The sequence below is a fragment of the Streptomyces sp. NBC_01803 genome, from assembly GCF_035917415.1.
Lineage (GTDB): Bacteria > Actinomycetota > Actinomycetes > Streptomycetales > Streptomycetaceae > Streptomyces.
Map to the genome: position 1 here is coordinate 3,007,363 of NZ_CP109073.1, position 16,378 is coordinate 3,023,740.

19 protein-coding genes and 1 pseudogene are annotated in these 16,378 nt (G+C 68.7%); 11 read left to right on the forward strand and 9 right to left on the reverse strand.

Annotation, left to right across the window (positions count from 1 at the left end):
* Nucleotides 1–110 precede the first annotated feature (110 nt).
* The 3 genes from OIE51_RS13400 to OIE51_RS13410 all read right to left on the reverse strand — a co-directional run bounded on the left by OIE51_RS13400 (nt 111) and on the right by OIE51_RS13410 (nt 2,834).
* A complete protein-coding gene (locus OIE51_RS13400; protein ID WP_326597879.1) occupies nt 111–695 on the reverse strand; it encodes a hypothetical protein in 585 nt (194 codons plus the stop codon).
* A gap of 195 nt (nt 696–890) precedes the next feature.
* Entirely contained in the window at nt 891–2,186 is a 1,296-nt protein-coding gene (gene serS / locus OIE51_RS13405; RefSeq protein ID WP_326597880.1) for a serine--tRNA ligase, read from the reverse strand.
* 282 nt (nt 2,187–2,468) lie between these two features.
* Nucleotides 2,469–2,834 carry a histidine phosphatase family protein gene (locus OIE51_RS13410; RefSeq protein WP_326597881.1) on the reverse strand — a complete coding sequence of 122 codons (366 nt, stop codon included), beginning with the start codon at nt 2,832–2,834 and terminating at the stop codon, nt 2,469–2,471.
* Between the two features lie 45 nt (nt 2,835–2,879).
* Between OIE51_RS13410 and OIE51_RS13415 the strand changes: the two genes are divergently transcribed.
* Nucleotides 2,880–3,521 (forward strand): HAD family hydrolase, encoded by a 642-nt coding sequence (locus OIE51_RS13415; protein ID WP_326597882.1) that lies wholly within the window; start codon nt 2,880–2,882, stop codon nt 3,519–3,521.
* Here the strand turns inward: OIE51_RS13415 and OIE51_RS13420 are convergent.
* From OIE51_RS13420 to OIE51_RS26950, 4 genes and pseudogenes are all read right to left on the reverse strand, one after another.
* Nucleotides 3,455–4,354 carry an FAD-dependent oxidoreductase gene (locus tag OIE51_RS13420; protein WP_326597883.1) on the reverse strand — a complete coding sequence of 300 codons (900 nt, stop codon included), beginning with the start codon at nt 4,352–4,354 and terminating at the stop codon, nt 3,455–3,457. The two genes, OIE51_RS13415 and OIE51_RS13420, sit on opposite strands and share 67 nt — an antisense overlap.
* Nucleotides 4,351–4,914 carry an isochorismatase family cysteine hydrolase gene (locus OIE51_RS13425; protein ID WP_326597884.1) on the reverse strand — a complete coding sequence of 188 codons (564 nt, stop codon included), beginning with the start codon at nt 4,912–4,914 and terminating at the stop codon, nt 4,351–4,353. Before OIE51_RS13425 ends, OIE51_RS13420 begins: the two co-directional genes overlap by 4 nt.
* A 13-nt stretch (nt 4,915–4,927) precedes the next feature.
* The gene (locus tag OIE51_RS13430; RefSeq protein WP_326597885.1) at nt 4,928–5,431 is read right to left on the reverse strand and encodes a hypothetical protein; all 504 of its coding nucleotides are present in this window, start codon (nt 5,429–5,431) and stop codon (nt 4,928–4,930) included.
* Between the two features lie 544 nt (nt 5,432–5,975).
* Nucleotides 5,976–6,317, reverse strand: a pseudogene (locus OIE51_RS26950) (hypothetical protein); the annotation flags it as partial.
* Between OIE51_RS26950 and OIE51_RS13435 the strand changes: the two are divergent.
* From OIE51_RS13435 to OIE51_RS13475, 9 genes are all read left to right on the forward strand, one after another.
* Nucleotides 6,253–6,720 (forward strand): NUDIX hydrolase, encoded by a 468-nt coding sequence (locus OIE51_RS13435; RefSeq protein ID WP_326597886.1) that lies wholly within the window; start codon nt 6,253–6,255, stop codon nt 6,718–6,720. The pseudogene OIE51_RS26950 and the gene OIE51_RS13435 overlap by 65 nt on opposite strands.
* Before the next feature lie 5 nt (nt 6,721–6,725).
* Nucleotides 6,726–7,382 (forward strand): hypothetical protein, encoded by a 657-nt coding sequence (locus OIE51_RS13440; RefSeq protein WP_326597887.1) that lies wholly within the window; start codon nt 6,726–6,728, stop codon nt 7,380–7,382.
* Nucleotides 7,379–9,184: a DUF4254 domain-containing protein gene (locus OIE51_RS13445; protein ID WP_326597888.1), complete on the forward strand. Its 1,806-nt coding sequence runs from the start codon at nt 7,379–7,381 to the stop codon at nt 9,182–9,184. Before OIE51_RS13440 ends, OIE51_RS13445 begins: the two co-directional genes overlap by 4 nt.
* Before the next feature lie 68 nt (nt 9,185–9,252).
* Nucleotides 9,253–9,831: a phosphoribosyltransferase gene (locus OIE51_RS13450; RefSeq protein ID WP_326597889.1), complete on the forward strand. Its 579-nt coding sequence runs from the start codon at nt 9,253–9,255 to the stop codon at nt 9,829–9,831.
* The gene (locus OIE51_RS13455; protein WP_326597890.1) at nt 9,828–10,994 is read left to right on the forward strand and encodes a glycosyltransferase family 9 protein; all 1,167 of its coding nucleotides are present in this window, start codon (nt 9,828–9,830) and stop codon (nt 10,992–10,994) included. The genes OIE51_RS13450 and OIE51_RS13455 overlap by 4 nt, the downstream gene beginning before the upstream one ends.
* Nucleotides 10,991–12,133, forward strand: a complete 1,143-nt coding sequence (locus OIE51_RS13460) for a hypothetical protein (RefSeq protein WP_326597891.1) — start codon at nt 10,991–10,993, stop codon at nt 12,131–12,133. The genes OIE51_RS13455 and OIE51_RS13460 overlap by 4 nt, the downstream gene beginning before the upstream one ends.
* A complete protein-coding gene (locus OIE51_RS13465; protein ID WP_326597892.1) occupies nt 12,118–12,879 on the forward strand; it encodes an SDR family NAD(P)-dependent oxidoreductase in 762 nt (253 codons plus the stop codon). The genes OIE51_RS13460 and OIE51_RS13465 overlap by 16 nt, the downstream gene beginning before the upstream one ends.
* Nucleotides 12,872–13,453: a histidine phosphatase family protein gene (locus tag OIE51_RS13470; protein ID WP_326597893.1), complete on the forward strand. Its 582-nt coding sequence runs from the start codon at nt 12,872–12,874 to the stop codon at nt 13,451–13,453. The genes OIE51_RS13465 and OIE51_RS13470 overlap by 8 nt, the downstream gene beginning before the upstream one ends.
* The gene (locus tag OIE51_RS13475; protein ID WP_326597894.1) at nt 13,450–13,617 is read left to right on the forward strand and encodes a hypothetical protein; all 168 of its coding nucleotides are present in this window, start codon (nt 13,450–13,452) and stop codon (nt 13,615–13,617) included. Before OIE51_RS13470 ends, OIE51_RS13475 begins: the two co-directional genes overlap by 4 nt.
* Nucleotides 13,618–13,638: 21 nt before the next feature.
* On the opposite strand, the gene OIE51_RS26955 is transcribed toward OIE51_RS13475, so the two are convergent.
* Nucleotides 13,639–13,959 carry a transposase gene (locus tag OIE51_RS26955; protein WP_442811917.1) on the reverse strand — a complete coding sequence of 107 codons (321 nt, stop codon included), beginning with the start codon at nt 13,957–13,959 and terminating at the stop codon, nt 13,639–13,641.
* Between the two features lie 130 nt (nt 13,960–14,089).
* Nucleotides 14,090–14,908 carry an Eco29kI family restriction endonuclease gene (locus OIE51_RS13480; RefSeq protein ID WP_326597895.1) on the reverse strand — a complete coding sequence of 273 codons (819 nt, stop codon included), beginning with the start codon at nt 14,906–14,908 and terminating at the stop codon, nt 14,090–14,092.
* A gap of 117 nt (nt 14,909–15,025) precedes the next feature.
* Between OIE51_RS13480 and OIE51_RS13485 the strand changes: the two genes are divergently transcribed.
* Entirely contained in the window at nt 15,026–16,378 is a 1,353-nt protein-coding gene (locus OIE51_RS13485; RefSeq protein WP_326597896.1) for a DNA cytosine methyltransferase, read from the forward strand.

Below are 16,378 nucleotides of genomic sequence, written 5' to 3' on the forward strand. Positions count from 1 at the left end.
CCACGCTTCTTGCCACTTGGTCGAAACCACGCCGCGCGCGGGCACAGGGACCCCCAGGAATGGGCCCAACCCGCCTACCCACACGTCCCGCACGTTCGCGGGCACCGTCATTAACCGATGACGGTGGGGCTGACTGCTGCCCACGCCCCGCATGTACGGGCACGTTGCGGTCCATCCGGCCGGGCGGCTCGATCCGCTCCACCCGACACTGCATCAGCAGGGGCCTTCGCGCTGCCGGTCTTCCACCAATTCGACCGAGCAGACCTCCTCGGCCAGGCGGTCAGCCGTTCCTCGTCTGCTCGTGTCGCGGGCCGGCGGCCGAGGAGTTCGGCGGCGCGGAGGGCCAGGTGCGGGGCCTTCTGTTCGTCGATACGGCCGACCCACACGAGGTCGTCGCCCTTGATCGCGGGCGGTTCGGCTTCGCCGAGGCCGAGGTGGACGGCGAGCTCAGCGCGGGGTTGGTGGGCCGCGTACCGTTCGATCATCTCGGGCGAGTAGCAGTACAGGCGGTCCCGTTTGCCGTCGAAGGCATCCGGCGCGTGCTGGAAGTCGGGGTTGTGCTGGAAGGTGGCCACGTCGCAGCCGAGCCTGTCCCGTATCCGGCGCCAGGCGGGCAGTGTGGGGTACTCGTGGCCGACGACCAGCAGGTCGTAGCCGGTGGCGGCGAGGTCGCGGGTGGCGGCCGACCCCGGCAAGGTGTCCTCAAGGCGTACTGGCTTGCGGGTCCAGCCCGCTCCGAGGTCGTCGCGCCAGGCCGGCCCGAGGAGGTGTACGTCGGCGCCTGCAGCTTGCGCTCCTACGGCTACTGCCCATAACCAGCGTTCGATCCCACCGTATCCGGTCGGGGGGAATGCGTAGCTGCTGGGGAAGTCGCACACGCCGACCAACATTTATGCCTCCGAGGGCGCTCCGTCCGCCGTGATCCGGCGGAAGCCGAGGTAGGGGACGAGGGATTGCGGGAGCAGGACCGAGCCGTCCTGCTGCTGGTGCTGTTCGAGGACGGCTGCCAGGGTGCGGCCGACGGGCAGGCCGGAGCCGTTGACGGTGGCGGCCGGGGTGGACTTGTTGTGCTCGTCGCGGGTGCGGATGCCGGCCCGGCGGCCCTGGAAGGTGCCGAAGTCGGAGACCGAGGAGATCTCGCGGTACGTGCTCTGGCTGGGCAGCCAGACCTCGATGTCGTAGGTGAGCTGGGCGGAGAAACCGGTGTCGCCGGCGGCGAGGGTGACGACGCGGTAGGCGAGGTCGAGTTCCTTCAGGCACGCCTCGGCGTGGCCGACCATCTTCTCCATCTCGGCGCGGGAGTCGCCGGGGGCGCAGATGCGGACCATCTCGACTTTGGAGAACTGGTGCTGGCGGATCAGCCCGCGGGTGTCGCGCCCGTACGAACCGGCCTCGGACCGGAAGCAGGGAGTCTGCGCGGTCAGGGCCAGGGGCAGGCCGGCGGGCGGGATGATCTCGTCGGCGTAGAGGTTGGTGAGGGGGACCTCGGCGGTGGGGATCAGGAACAGCTCGCGATCGGCCACACCGGTGGCGAACAAGTCCTCTTCGAACTTGGGGAGTTGGCCGGTGCCGGTCATGGTCTTGCGGGTGACCAGGAACGGCACGGAGTGCTCGGTGTAGCCGTGGCGGCGGGTGTGCAGGTCGAGGAAGAGCGTCACGAGGGCGCGTTCGAGGGCGGCGCCGACACCGCGGAGGACGCTGAAGCGGGGGCCGGAGAGCTTGGTGGCCCGGCCGAAGTCGAGGATGCCCATGGCTTCGCCGAGGTCGACGTGGTCCTTCGGTTCGAAGGAGAAGGCGGGCGCGTTGCCGACGCGGCGTTGCTCGACGGCGAAGTCCTCGGAGTCACCGTCGGGTGCCTCGTCAGCGGGCAGATTCGGGATAGTGAGCAGGAGCTGGGTCAGCTCCTCCTGGACCCGGTCCTGCTCTGCCTCAGCCTCGCGGATCTGTTCTTTGAGCTTGCGGGCCTGGTCCTTGAGGGCGGAGGTGTCGCCGCCCGACCTCGCCGTCTTCTGGACCTCGGCCGCGACGCTCTTGGACTCGGAGCGCAGTTCATCGGCGATGCGGATGCTCTGGTTGCGGCGGGACTGGAGGGACTCCAGGGAGGAGAGGTCCAGGGTGTAGCCGCGACGGGCGAGGCGGCGGACCGCCTCGTCTCCCATGTCGATCAGAGCGCGCGCGTCATGCATGAGGGGGTCTCTCCTCGGGCGGGGTCCGTAGGGGACCGAAGTTAGCAAGGATGGGCATCCCTCCCCGACGCGATTCCCTACGCTCACCCCCTGTCGGCTCTGCGCCCGCTCGGCTCCGGTTGAGGTCATCGATGAGCCGTCCCGTGAGGCCGTGCAGCCGGGCGTCCGAGGTGATCAGCGGGTCCAGGCAAGCGGCTTCCGGGAAGAACAGGGGGATGGGCGTGCCGGGTGGTTCGGCCAGTGCCCAGGTGAGCGACGACAGCAGCAGGCCATGGGCGACAATCACGCGCGTGGACCGGGGCGTGTCAGCGTGCCCTGGACTCCGGCGAGCATTCGCGCGAAGGCTTCGCCCTGCGACTCGGCGGAGCCCGGCGGGCGGGCCCAGGGGCCGTGTCGTCCGAGCCAGGTGGCGTAGTCGAGGAAGGAGCCGCCTTCGAAGTCGCCGTAGCCGAGTTCGTTGAGGCGGGGGTCGCTTCGGAATTCGGCCCGGGTGGCGCCTGCGAGGAGGAGGGCGGTCTGCTGGGTTCGTTGGAAGCCGCTGGTGATCCACACTCGGGCGTCGCTCAGGGAACCGGTGTGGTGGAGGCGGTGGCATGCGGCGATGCCTTCCGCGTTGAGCGGGAGGGCGGCGCTCGGGTCGCCGTTCACCAGGTAGCTAGTTTGCTGAAGGGCGGATCTGCGAAGGGAGCGGGCGTGAGTTATCGCGGGCTGATTCTGGACTTCGCCGGGGTACTGGCGACGGGCATCGGGGAAGCGATCGGGCAGTGGTGCGTCGGGGAGGGGCTGGCGCCGGACGCGTGGCTCCGGGCCTTGGCGGTTGACCCGGAGGGGCGTGAGCGGTATCTCGCTCTGGAGGCGGGGCGGTTGACGCAGGCCGAGTGGAACCGGCACACAGCGCGAGCGCTCGGCTTGGCGGAGTCCGAGAACCTCATGGGCCGGGTGTGGGCCGGCGTGCGGCGCGCGGAGGAGGTGATCGCTGTGGCGAGGGCGGCTCGTGAGGCGGGGATGACGGTGGCGATGCTGTCCAACAGCTTCGGGCTGGATCCGTACGACCCGTATGAATACGTCGGTGTGTGGGAGCTGTTCGACGTCGCGGTGATATCCGAGCGGGAGGGGATCGCCAAGCCGGATCCGGAGATCTACCGGCTGACGTTGGAGCGCATGGGCCTGAGCGGCGAGGAGTGCGTCTTCGTGGACGATCAGGCGGTCAACCTCCCGCCGGCCACCGCGCTGGGCATCACCACCGTGCATGCCGACGGCGATCCCGGCTACGTCGGGCGCCTGGCGGGACTGCTCGGCCTGGAGTTGGCACCTGAGACGCCACGGGTGGTGTAGTAGGCGCGCAGGGCAGCTTCGGCGCCGGAACCGCTGGCCGTCATGATCCGCTGGTACTGGGCGAAGCGCAGGTCTCCGGCGACGATGAGGCCCGGGTGCTGGAGGTCGGGCGGGCAGTAGCCGTCCACGTCCCGGACAACGCCAGGGGGTGGGGCCGGGGCGCTGCCGATGTTGGTGAAGGCGGCGTCGCCGCGCAGTCCGCCGGGCTCGGCGGTCAGGGCGCTGGTCAGGGTCAGGCGTGGTGTGGGGAGCAGGGTGACGCGGGGGTCAGCGGCGACTTCCTCCGCCTTGTAGGCGTCGGTGGCGGGGTGAGGGACCAGGAGGGTGACGTCGAGGTCGGGATGGGCCCGCAAGAAGGTACCCAAAGGGCGGTCGGCGCCGACGATGAGCCAGGTGCGGCCCTTGACCTCGGCGGGGTCGGCTTCCCACAGCGGGGGCAGCCGGAGACCGGCCGGTGCTTCGATCCAGTCCGCATCAGCGGGCTGGAGTGGGGCGACCCCGGTGGCCAGCACGGCGTAGGGAGCGGTGAGCCGGGTGCCGTCATTCAGCGTGACGGTGACCTCCTCATCGCCCGGGGCGATCGCGGTGACGTCAAGGCCCGTGCGGATCTGGCACAGAGCGTTCACGGCGAGGTCAGCGGTGATGGCGGCGGCGAGGTCCGGACCCGTCTGGAAGCCGCCGAGCACGTTGTTCAGGGCCGGGATGCTGTACAGCTTCCGGCACAGGACCGCCTTTCGCTCGATCAGGACGGAACGCATGCCGACGCCCGCCGCGGTGATGGCGGCGGCGCAGCCGGCCGGGCCGCCGCCGATGATCAGCAGGTCCGGGGTCAACGCGGGTTCTCCTGATCGGAGGTGAGGAGGGCGTCGGTGGTGATGAGCTGGCCACGGCCGATGAGGCGGCGGGCGACAAGCAGCCCGGCGTCGTGGACAGCAGGTCCGGCGTCACTGGCGCAGGCGTCGGTGACGATCCAGGGCGCGAGTCCTCGCTCGAACGTGTCGGCGGCGGACTTCAGCACGCAGCTCTCGGTCGCGATCCCGCAGAAGATCAGATCCGTCCAGCCCTCTTTGGCGACCAGTTCTTCCCCCTGCGGGTTGAGGAAGGAGTAGCCCGTCTTGTCGATGACCGGGTGGGCGGCTTCGGCAAGTTCGGCCAGCGCGGGGACCAAGTCGGTGTCCGGTGAGCCCTGCAGGCGGGTCCAGGAGAAGAAACGCTCGTAGGGGCTGTCCGGGTAGTTGTGGTAGCAGGTGAAGACCACGGGTCGGCGCAGGGCGATCCACTCGCGCGCAAGGTTCACGACGGCCGGGACGACATGCCCGCTGTGTTCGTTCACGAAGCCGTTCTGCACATCGACCACGACGAGGACCGCGGTCTCCGCCTGAATTCGGGGCACCTTGTCGCGCCGCTCAGACAGTGGTCTCGCGCAGAGCATGCTGCGCTTCCCGCAGCCGTTCGGCCAGCCCGCTGGTCTTCACGATCGCCTCCCGCATCAAACAGTGCTGCGCCGTCTCTTGAGGACGCGCCGCTGTAAGCCGAGAGTACGCGGCACGTAGGAACCGCCAGCCGTACCGGTCCGGCACGGCTGGGTCCCGGCCGTCTTCGATCAGCTTCTGGATGTGGCGGGAGTAGCACCACAGAGTCTGCACGGTCACCTCGCAGGAGACGAGTTCATCGATGGTGAGAGCGCGTTCCGGCGCCTGAGCCGCATAGGCCACGCCGGACCAGCCCGCGTACCCGGTGGAGACGCCCCGGACGCCGAAGGGCACCACGTCCGGATGGTCGAACCCCGAGGTGAGCAACGTCTTTTCGATGGACTCGTCCAGGCCGGTCGGCCCTCCCGGCGCTCCCCGGTCCACCAGGACGGACGGTGTCGACAACAGGCGCAGCGCGGTGTGCAGTTCGCGGTCCACCCAGGGGATGGAGCGGAGCCAGTAGAGAGAGCACGTACTCGGGGGGCGGGCGTCGTAGGTCGTTCCCCAGAAGCTCGCACAGCGTCCGGGCGGCCCAGGGCAGGTCCGACGCATAGCTGCGGTAACGCCAAACCGCCAGCTCCGTAAGGGACTCCGGGCGCCGCTCCTGCACGATGTGGAAGAGCGCCGTGCCGCAACCCGCGATATGCAGCGTGCAGGAGCCGGCGTCGGGATGTTCGACGCGCAGCGACGTCGTCTCCGGCCACGAATCGGCCGACCCCGGCCCATGGTCGGCCATAACCGCCTGTGCACTGTCGGCACCGATGAACGCTGGGATGAACTTGTGCGAGTCCAGGATCAGTTCGTCAGAAGCCGTCGGCCGAGGGGCATTCGCGGGGCCTTCGAACGCGGCGGCGAAGCGAGCTTGCACGTCATCCGACGAACGGGCCAGGGCGGTGTCCAGCAGTGCCTGAGACTCCGAGCGGGGCACGTAACCGTCGGCACCGGCCTCCCACTTGGACACGGCGCGATCGCTGACGCCCAGATACGACGCGAAGTCCCGCAAGGTCATCCGCAGCGCCTCGCGGAGCAGCCGCGCCTCGCGCCCCGTCCACCGCCGCACCGTCACCATCACCGGTCCCCCTGCCCGATCGCGAGCCGAACCACCCAGCGTAGCCGGGCCAGTTCGGCGGGGGTACAGCGTTGGTGCGGCGGCCGGACATCCTCCCGGCGCGCGGCATGACCCATGCTGGATCAGCACGGCGAGAAAGCGGACCCTCACCCGGAGTGAGAGCCCTACTGAGGCGGCAAGGAGGCCAAGAATGACCGACATCATCAAGCGCAGCGCCCGAGCGATCCTCCTCGACGGGGAGGAACTCGTCCTCATCAAGCGCACCCGCCCCGGACGTGACCCGTACTGGGTGACCGTCGGTGGCGGTATCGAGGACGACGACGTGAGCGTCGAGGACGCCCTGCGACGGGAGGTCTTCGAGGAGCTCGGCGGAACGGTGGGCAGGGCCGAGCTGGTCCATCTCGTGACCGACCGGTTGGAAGGCGGGCTCGGCGTCCAGCACGTCTTCGCCGCCCGCCTGGAATCCATGGACCTGGCGGCGCGCACGGGCACGGAGTTCTCCAAGCCGGAGCGCGGGAGCTACGCGGTGGTGCGCATCCCCTTCACCGCGGAGGCCATTCGGAGCATCGAGCTGATGCCCCCGGCTCTGGCGGACTTCGCGGCGGAGAACACCGAGGCGATCCGCTCCGTCCTGGACACCCCGATCCGCAAGGACTGAATGTCGTGGACGGACTCCCGGAGTACATCAGCCTCAACGGGCCGGACAATGTCGGCAAGACCACCCAGCTTCGTCGGCTCGCCGAGATGTCGCCGCGCTTCCAGCCGCTGGGCTCGGTACACGAACATGATTCGGAGACCTGGCATCGGGTGGCGGGCGAGGGCTACGCGCGGTGGTGGTTCGAGACGTCCACGACCGCCGAGCTGACGCGCATGCTGATCTCCGGCCACACCAAGCGTGCCACCGCCAAGGCGGTTGGCCGGGCAGGCTTGCTGGATCGCGGCAGACCGATGCTGTTGGCCGTCGCCGCCGCGACGTGTGCGCTGAAGGACGGCCTGACCGTACCGGCGGCGCTGGATCGCGTGACGGTACTCGCCGAGCAGCCGTCTCCGGACGAGACCTCGGTGCTCCTGCTGCCATCCCGCGACCCTGACCGCAGCTACGCGATCACCAGCGCGCGGGAGAACCGCCCCTGGACCGGCGTGTATCCCGCCTACCAGCGTCTCCTGCACCAAGTCCTCCTGCTCCAGGCCGAACGCGGGACGTACCCCGTGGTCGTCCTGTGCGAAGGCCGATCGGCAGCCGATATCCACGCGGCGGTGGCCGGCCACCTCTCCTCCTACCTTCCGACCTCACAGCGCGCGGAAAGGAACAGCCCGTGAAGCCCCCCGATCACCCGCCTCCGCTGGTGCTCCCGCCCGGCCTGGTCCGAGCAACGGACTCGCTGAGCGCGAAGGATCAGCGACGTCTGGACGACGCCGTTACCAGACTGCACACGGTCAACGGTCGCCTGTGGGACGCCGAGGACCAGGTGCGCGACACCAGCATCTCCACGCTGCGGGTGGCGGATCTCAAGCGGGAGATCGACCAGCTCAACGCCGAGCGGAACGCCTTGGCCGAACGAGCCGACGACATCCTCGTCGCTCTCGCGCCGACACCGCATCTCAACGCGCCCCCGCATACCGAGACGCTGGCCTCGACCGTGGACCGCCTCTCGGTGCTGACCCTGCGGATCTGGCACAACGAGCGCTCCGCGCGGTGCGACGACCTGGCCCGTCGACGTACGCCCGTGCTCCTGCGCCAGCGCACTGAGCTGTGTGCGGCCGTCGACGCCCTGGTCAACGACGTGCGAGCGGGACGCGTACGACTGCCCTCAGCCGCCCGCCACAAGCTGTACGGCCGTCCCGACGCCGGCACCACGGAGGTCACGCCGAGCCCTCGCCTTGAACGGGTCATCGCCTTCGGCGGGTTGAGCGAGTGCGGCAAGAGCACGAGCGCGGCGTTCGTTCAACACACCTGTGGAGCGCAGCGGCTCAAGATGGGCTATCTCTTCCGCCAGGCCGCACAGCGTCATGGCCTGGCCGACCCGTACGCTCTCTCCGCCCGCCGTCAGGCCGAGCTGCTCCTCGACGAGCTGAACCGCTTCGCCGAAGGGCACGCCGACCAGCGGCTGTTCACCATCGAGTCGGTCCACGACGACGCCTCCATCGCCGAGCTCAAGCAGCTCATGGGCGACCGCCTCCGGATCGTGTACCTGGACGCCGACTTCGCCGAGCGCGTACGACGCTCCGGCACGCCGGCACAAGCCGTGGCCGCCAAGGACGAGATCAAGATCAGTCGGGGAGCCCACCGCGTCGCCGCCTTCGCCGACCACGTCATCGACAACTCCGGCAGCGTCATCGCGCTGCGCGCCCAGCTCCGCCGCATCGCCAGTCCCGGTGGAATCGCGGGCCTGCGCACCGCCACGCCCTACGGCCTGGGCCTGTCGGCGGCCGCCGCCGGCGCGACCGCCGACCTCGTCGACGCCCTGCAACCGTGCAGCCCCGCGGTGGGCCTTGTCGCCCTCACCGGCAGTCCGGGTGAACACGCCTGGATCGCCGGCTGGTCCGACCTCGACCTGCTCGTCGTCGCCGACCCCCAGGCGACCGACGACGTGTCCGCCGCGGTCGCCCACTACCGGGAGGCCTTGAATAACGCGGCGTCTGTCGGGCTCACCCTGGCCACGGCAGCCGAACTGAGCGCCCGGCGCGTCACACCGCGCGTCGCCTTTGCCCTGCACCAGCTCCAAGAGGGAAGTCCCGTCCTCTACGCCTCCCCCGGACTGGAACTGCCGTTCATCAATCGGCACGATTTGGCCCTCGCCGCGGTCCACGAGCTGCCGCAAGTCATCCTGGCCCTGCGCCGCCTGCGCGCCGACGCCCAGCCGGACAAGCTCCGGCAGCTGTACAAGCACATCGTCCTGGCCTGCCGACTCCTCCTGCGCGAGCACGGCAACTGGCTCGCGGGCGCCGACCGGATCCTCGCCGCCTCCGCCACACTGCCCGGCTTCCCGAAGCTGGCCGTGCCCCCGCTCGCGGAAGTCGCCGCCGCCTGGCGCGAGGACAAGGCGCACGAGGCCCTCCCCTCGATCACCGCGGCGGCCGACCAACTCCTCGCCTGGTACGCCCACGACGTAGCCGCCTGACCCGCGTTCCGCCGCACGCGACCGCATCCTCTTTCACCTTTCACCGCACCACCGACAGGAGCCTCGCCATGCCCGAAACCCTGGCCATACCACCGCGGTTCTCTGCCCGGATCATCGAACGCCTCAGCATTGGTCCCTCCAGCCGTCCCGAACGCGTCATCCACTCGCTCGACGGCGTGGAGGAGGCTGTCCGCCCCGCGGCACTCGCCGCCGCGGGCGCCGAGCTGTGGCAGCGCGCTCGCAGCGATATCCCCGGAATCCGGGACGGCATCGACTTCCTCCTGGGCCTGGACGCCGGCGGCATCCTGCCCACCGTCTCACTGGCCACGGCCGCTGAACTGCCGTACAAGATCGCGTGGAAGCTGCACCTCCCCCTGGACGGCGAGGTGCGCTTCACCGAACCGCATGCCACGCGCACCGACGTCTTCGCGTACGGCATCGCCGCCGGTCAGCGCATCCTGCTGGTCGACGACGAAATCACCACCGGCTGGACGCTCGCCAACCTGACCACCCGTCTTCGCGAAGCGGGAGCCATCCCCGTAGGAGCCGCATGCCTCGTCGAGGACACCGAACGCGGCGGACGGGCCCGCCTCGCCGAACTCGACCTCCCGCTCGTCTCCCTCGCTCACGTGGGAGCCTCACGGTGACCACCACAGCGCCAACGGCCCACTTCCGCCCCGGAACCCACGTGACGGGCGAGCACGAGGTGCACAGCACACCACTCGGCTACGACCGCGCGACCCTCCCCGCTGGCGCCCTCCTGCCGCTCCCCGCATCCGACGCGCTCGTCGAGGGCGTGAGCCACGCCACCACTGTGGAGCTGGCCTTCCACGGCAAGCTCGGCGACAGCCTCCTCGCCCTGTCCGCTGCACGAGCGGCCCTCGACTGGCTCGCTCAGCGGATGGACGCCGTACCCGTCAATGTCCGCGCCTCAGGTCCCCACGCCGACCTCGTGCGCCGCACGAGTCTCCTCGCCCAAGCCGTGCCATCCACGGCGCCCGAAGGATCTCGCCTTCTCATCGGCGACCGGGCGGGCATCGCGGCCCGAGGCGCTGAAGCCGCGACCAGCCTGGTGTGCGATCCAGCGGCACCGCCCTGTTGGTCCGCGGACGGCATCGCACACACCTCGCTCCCCAACCGCTACTACCTGGCGCTCGAACGCCGCCTCGGCGTCCGTCTGCCGACAGACCCGCCCTTCACTCCGCAGTTGGTGGCCCGGCCGAACTGGCTGGTGCGGCGTCTCCGAGCGACCGGCTGGTTCGAGGGCATCACCCTGGCCGCCATCACGGCCACCAGCCGACCCGACCTCAAGGACTACACCGCACAGCGCTACATCGAGGTGGCCCAACTCCTCGCACAGATTCTCAACGCCCAGGTCCGGCTCCTCCTCATCGGCGGACACCATGCGAGCGGGTCCCGCATTACGGCCGCCGACGCAAACGCGCAACTCCAGTCCCTCCGCCTGGACGGCCTCCCGGTCAATGACCTCGCCGACCTGCTCCCGCATTGCTCCCTCGTCATCGGCAACGACACCGGCCTCACCCACCTCGCCGCCCTGTCCCGTGGCGAGACAGGCGAAGGACCGCACGTCATCGGCCTGCACGCCCGCCACAGCCACAGCAAATGGAACACCGGCCTGCCCCACCACCATGCCGTGAGCACCGTCTTCGCCCACCAGATGCACCAAGGCGACCTCTGCCCGGTACGCGACGCTCTCACCCCCACCGATGATGACTGCCACCTCGACGCCGTCGCCCCAGCCTGGCTGGCCAGCATCTGTGCCGAACTCCTCCTGGGAGGCGTCCGATGACGCCATCCACCGGGCGTCGTTGGTCGATCGGGCCCCTGCGGCGCTTCACGCGCAATCTGCTGCTCCCCGTGAACGCCGCAGGCAGTCCGCTCCTCTTGAAGTACACCCGCCACCCCGCCGAGGCCCGCGAAGAGATCCGAGGCCACCGCCAAGTCTCTGCCAACTACCGAGTCCCCACGCTCCATGCCCACTTGCGCGTCCCCGGCGGACACCTCGTGGTCTACGAACGGCTCCCGGCAGGACGCGACCGGGGCCTCCTCCTCGACCTCCTCAACACCGAGCAGCCCACCCCCGACCTCACGCGCTACCTCGACGACCTCACCAGCCACTACCGACACGTCATCCTCAGCACCGCGCGCCTGGCGGACCCGACCGACATCATCCGCAAGCTCTACTGGGACCGCGCCGCCCCCGGCGGACGCCTCGACCACTACTACGCGGACACCGATCCCCTCCTCACCGTCGGGACCGACCACCTGCCCCTGTCCCAACTCGCGGGCTACACCCTCCACATCAACGGCGACGAGCTTCACCTCGACTGGACCGCGACGCTCACCGACCTGAAGCGGCACTTCCACTCCAACGAACCGGTCTGGGCCGCCATCACCCAGGGAGACCCCACCGACGTCAACCTGGCTCACCCGCTCGCCTGGCTGGACCTCGACACCGGCGGCCTGAACAGCATCGCGGGCGAGTTCGCCAACTACCTCTGGTACACCACCGCCCTCGGCGGCTGGCTCGTCCCCACCTACAACCCCGCAGCCTTCGCCGACCACCCCGCCACCCTCACCCGCCTGCCCGCCAACACCCCCGAACTGCACAAGGCGCGTATCGACATCGGCAACCGCGTGATCACCGTCTCCTACACCCTGCGGCTCTCCCAACCCCGCCGCCTCGCGGCAGCCACCTACTGGCACCGGCTCGTCCAGCCCGTCGCCGCCGAACTCTGGCCCGACACGAACCTCGCCGACATCCTGCGCCCCTACGTGGCCATGCGCATCCTCGCCGTCTACAACCTCGACGACCTCGCCCCCGCAGACCGGCTGGTCCTCATCATCCGACTCGCGGAAGTCATGAGCGGCGACTTCTCCGCGGAGTCCTTCTTCCTTGCCCCGGAGCCAGCATGTCCAGCCTCCTGACAGGACGGACCGCCCTCATCACCGGCGCGACCGGCGGCATCGGCTCGGCCCTCAGCCGCCGCATCGCGGCCCAGGGCGCGGCCATCGCACTCACCCACCTCAACGACCACCGGGCCGCCGAAACCCTCACCACCGACATCACCACCCACGGCGGAACCGCCATCCCCCTCGAAGCAGACCTGCGAGACGCCGACGCCCTCGAAGTCCTGTGCCGCCGCGCCACGTCGCGCATCGGCCCGATCGACATCCTGATCAGCAACGCTGGCGCCTACCCACGCGTCCCCTGGCCGACCATGACCCCCACCGACTGGCACGAAGCCCTCGACATCAACCTCACCAGCCACTACCTCCTCGCCCGAGCCCTTACCCCCGCCATGACCGCCCGAGGCCACGGCCGCGTCATCACCATCGGCTCCGTCCTGGCCGTCGCGGGCCGCCACGACCTCGCCGGATACATCAGCGCCAAGGCTGGCCTCGAAGGACTCACCCGTGCCCTGGCCCGAGAACTCGGCCCCGCCGGCATCACCGCCAACTGCGTCGCGCCCGGCTCCATCCAGGTGTCCGCCGAGAACGCCGTCGTCGACGACTCCGTCGCCATGACCGCCCGCCAACTGGCCCGCCAGTGCATACAGCGCCGAGGAATCCCCGACGACATCGCAGCCGTCGTCGCCTTCCTCGCCTCCGACGACGCCGGGTTCATCACCGGCCAGACCCTGCGCGTGGACGGAGGCTGGATCCTTGGCTGACATCTGGCTCATGCGCCACGCCGCCTACGAAGGCCACCGCCCCGGCTACCACGCCCCACCCAACGCCGCCCTCACCCCCGAGGGCCACGACCAGATCCGCCATGCCCTCCCCCTACCCGACGGCATCACCGGCATCGTCACCAGCCCGCTCCTCCGAGCCCGCCAGACGGCGGAAGCCCTTCGCTCCCTCACCGGACTCCCCATCGTCGCCACCACCGACCTCCTTGCCGAATGGCACGCCCCCACCGCCGTCCACGGCCACACCCCCGACACCTACCCACCCGCCTACCGCACTTGGCGAACCCACCGCACCACCTACCCCGACCTCGCCTACGAAGACGGCGAGTCCCTCACCACCCTCCACACCCGAGCCACCCACTGCGCTCACTATCTACGCGGCCTCACCGAACAGCGCCAAGGCCCCGTCCTCGCCATCTCCCACAAGCTCCTCCTCGGCGTCCTCCTCCGCCTTCCCCAGGGCCCCGCGTCTTTCGAAGCCACCGTCCATACCCCTTGGCCCTTCGCTACGGTCAAGTTCCTGCCGCGCCCGAGCTGCGACGGAGCCCAACGATGAGCCCCCGCCGTACGCTCCGCCTCTTCCTCGCACGCCGAGCCGGCGAGGTACGCCGCCACCTCGCGGCCTCCCTGCTCACCATCGCGCTGGTCGTCCTGATCTTCGGCCTCATCGGTTACCCCTTGGCCACCCTCGCCGCCGGAATGCCGACTGTCATCGCTTAACGCCCGAGGCGGCATCGACGATCACCGACGTCCAGTCCAACTTGCCGCGCCTACCGAGTTCGTCCAGCACCGCCCGGTGCAGCCGACGCCACAGACCCGCTTCCGTCCAGGCGGTGAACCGGCGGGGTGCGCGGTGGCCGACGAGACACCGAATGTCGGCGGCAGATGCCGCCACGCACACCCGCTGGTCAGCACGTACACCACAGCGGTGAACACCGCCCGCTCGTCCGGCGGCGACGTACCGCTGCCCTGGCAACGCGGCGTGAACGACGGCAGAAACGCCGCGACCAGATCCCATAACCCGTCGGGAACCAGCCGCCGCCGCGAAAGATCAGCACCCACAAAGAGCAATATGCCGCACCTGACGACACAGCCACATGAGACATCATCTCAGCGGCATTGGTCTGCGGGAAGTCCCGCCGGGGTTAATTCGACTACTGCGTTTCCTGATCACTCGTCGGCATCGAGGAGATCAGCCTGAAGTGATCGCCTCGGGTGATGCCTCCGGCTCGGTCTCGACCACCTCGCCAGAACGGTAGTACCGCCAGGCACTCTTGTACTCGTTCGGGGAGTCCGGGTACATGATCACATACCCCATGAGAGCGGCGATCTGCCAGGCATCTGAAAGCGCCTCGGATACCGATTGGAACGCCTCGTTGGCGGACAGGCCGACCTGCGGCACAGCCAGGAAGATCGACTTCGAGCGCGGCGGCTCGACGTACCGGAAGTTGTATGGCAGTCCGTTCTTGAGCGCCTTGAGGAAGGTGCTCAGCGCGATCTGCCCGGGCTTCAGACCCTCGACACGACGATCAAGGTCGATCGGGAAGATAACGTCGAAGTGGTTTATTTTAAGGACCGTGCTGTCACGCTGACGCCCCGGGTCCTTATTACCGAACCCGTTGTTGTTCCAAGGTATGTTGCCCATTTCCTTGTGGTGGCTTATGAGCAGCTGCTCGGGTGCTAGGGCGGAGAAGTCCTCATCTACGTACAGGCAGGAGAATGTAACGTCGCGAAGGTCGATGTTGCGCCGGCCCGAGAGCTTCCGCAGATGGTTGGCCAGTCGACTGGGCAGGGACTTATCAGCCTTGCCCACATAGACGAACTCACCGTGAAGGTAGAGCTGGTAGACGCCGGGGCGCTCGTCGAGACTGGCTAGGCACTGCTCGGCGAGCGGGGCGCGGCGGAGGCGCGTCAGCGCGTGGGCCAGTTGATCGCCAAGCGCCTTGGTGATGCTCAACCGGAAGTCATCGTGGTAGATGCCACGGCCGTCTGACCTGGCCGCCTGCGTCATTCTCTTGGACTCCTTCTGTCGCGTTGCCACCACGAACCCTATGGTCTTGCTCACTCATAGGCGACCCGTCCGGGTGGAAACCCGCCGTGATCACCAACTCCGCGGTATGGTTTCCCCATGGTTGACCTGCCTGAAGATGCGACGAGGCTGCGGACCAGCGTTGAACTGTTCGCAGGTGGAGGTGGCCTTGCCATGGCGGTCCACCAAGCGGGCTTCCGCCCACTCCTGTTCAACGAGTTCGACAGCCGGGCCTGCGAGACGCTCATCGCGAGTGCGCGGAAGACCCTTGGCGTCGACGGCTTGGAGCGCACCGCGGAGAAGAACCCCAAGCCGCCACAGTCGGGGCAGCCCGCTCCTCTCTACCCGGGGGACGTGTCCGACCTGGACCTGAGCGCCCTCCAAGGGAAGGTCGACGTCCTCGCTGGAGGTCCTCCATGCCAGCCGTTCAGCGCGGGCGGGGTCGCCAAGGGTGACGAGGACAGGCGCAACATGTTCCCCGCTATGTTCAAGGCCGTGCGAGAGATGCGACCCAAGGCGGTTATCTGCGAGAACGTCCGCGGGCTACTGCGACCGTCATTCGCCGAGTACTTCCAATACATCCAGAATGAGCTGCGCCTCCCATTTGAGAAGCGCGACGATAAGGATAAGTGGCAGGACCACAATGCCCACCTGACGCGCATTCTCGACAAACTGTCCGATGAGGACAGTGACCGGGATCGCTACAAAGTCGTGATGATGCCGGTCAACGCCGCCAATTACGGCGTCCCGCAGGTACGCAACCGCGTCGTCATCGTGGCCTTTCGGGCCGATCTCGGCGTGGACATCGACGCCTTCGAAAAGTACGTGAAGACGGAGAAATTCTCCGAGTGGGCCTTGTATCGATCCATGCGTGACGAGGACGGGCCCTACTGGAAGCGTCATCCGAACGTGCCGGACCACGTTCGCGACCGAGTACGAGCGCGTCTTCCCAAAATGATCAAGGAAGACGACTGCCAGCCGTGGCGCACGTTGCGTGACGCGATTCAGGGATACGGAACAGATGTGAAGCTCCCGGCGCTGCCCCAAGTCAACGTAGAGCGACTTACCGAGAAGTTCGACTTTGGTCGGGAGATTGGCGTCGTCGGCCACATCGGCTGGCCTGGAGCCCGCATCTACAAGGGGCACACCCCGAACGAACTGGACCGTCCCGCGAAGACGGTCAAGGCCGGCGTTCACGGCGTGCCGGGTGGCGAGTCCGTGATGCTGTTGGACGAGCGGATCCGCGACGCTTCATCGCCGGACGGTTGGACCTACTTGCATCGCTACATGACCGTGCGCGAGACCGCCCGAGTGATGACGTTCCCGGATGAATGGCACGGCTCAGGCCCCCGTGGCGAGCAAATGCGGCAGTTGGGCAACGCTGTTCCGGTCGTCCTTGGTGAGTTTTTCGCCAAGGCTGTCGCCGACGCCCTGGCTGCGGCGGGACACTAG

Excerpts from the sequence above, each read along its gene's own strand:
- serS (WP_326597880.1), bottom strand. The coding sequence starts at position 2,186 with ATGCATGACGCGCGCGCTCTGATCGACATGGGAGACGAGGCGGTCCGC.
- OIE51_RS13435 (WP_326597886.1), top strand. The coding sequence starts at position 6,253 with ATGACCGACATCATCAAGCGCAGCGCCCGAGCGATCCTCCTCGACGGG.
- OIE51_RS13450 (WP_326597889.1), top strand. The coding sequence starts at position 9,253 with ATGCCCGAAACCCTGGCCATACCACCGCGGTTCTCTGCCCGGATCATC.
- OIE51_RS13460 (WP_326597891.1), top strand. The coding sequence starts at position 10,991 with ATGACGCCATCCACCGGGCGTCGTTGGTCGATCGGGCCCCTGCGGCGC.
- OIE51_RS13465 (WP_326597892.1), top strand. The coding sequence starts at position 12,118 with ATGTCCAGCCTCCTGACAGGACGGACCGCCCTCATCACCGGCGCGACC.
- OIE51_RS13475 (WP_326597894.1), top strand. The coding sequence starts at position 13,450 with ATGAGCCCCCGCCGTACGCTCCGCCTCTTCCTCGCACGCCGAGCCGGC.
- OIE51_RS13480 (WP_326597895.1), bottom strand. The coding sequence starts at position 14,908 with ATGACGCAGGCGGCCAGGTCAGACGGCCGTGGCATCTACCACGATGAC.
- OIE51_RS13485 (WP_326597896.1), top strand. The coding sequence starts at position 15,026 with ATGGTTGACCTGCCTGAAGATGCGACGAGGCTGCGGACCAGCGTTGAA.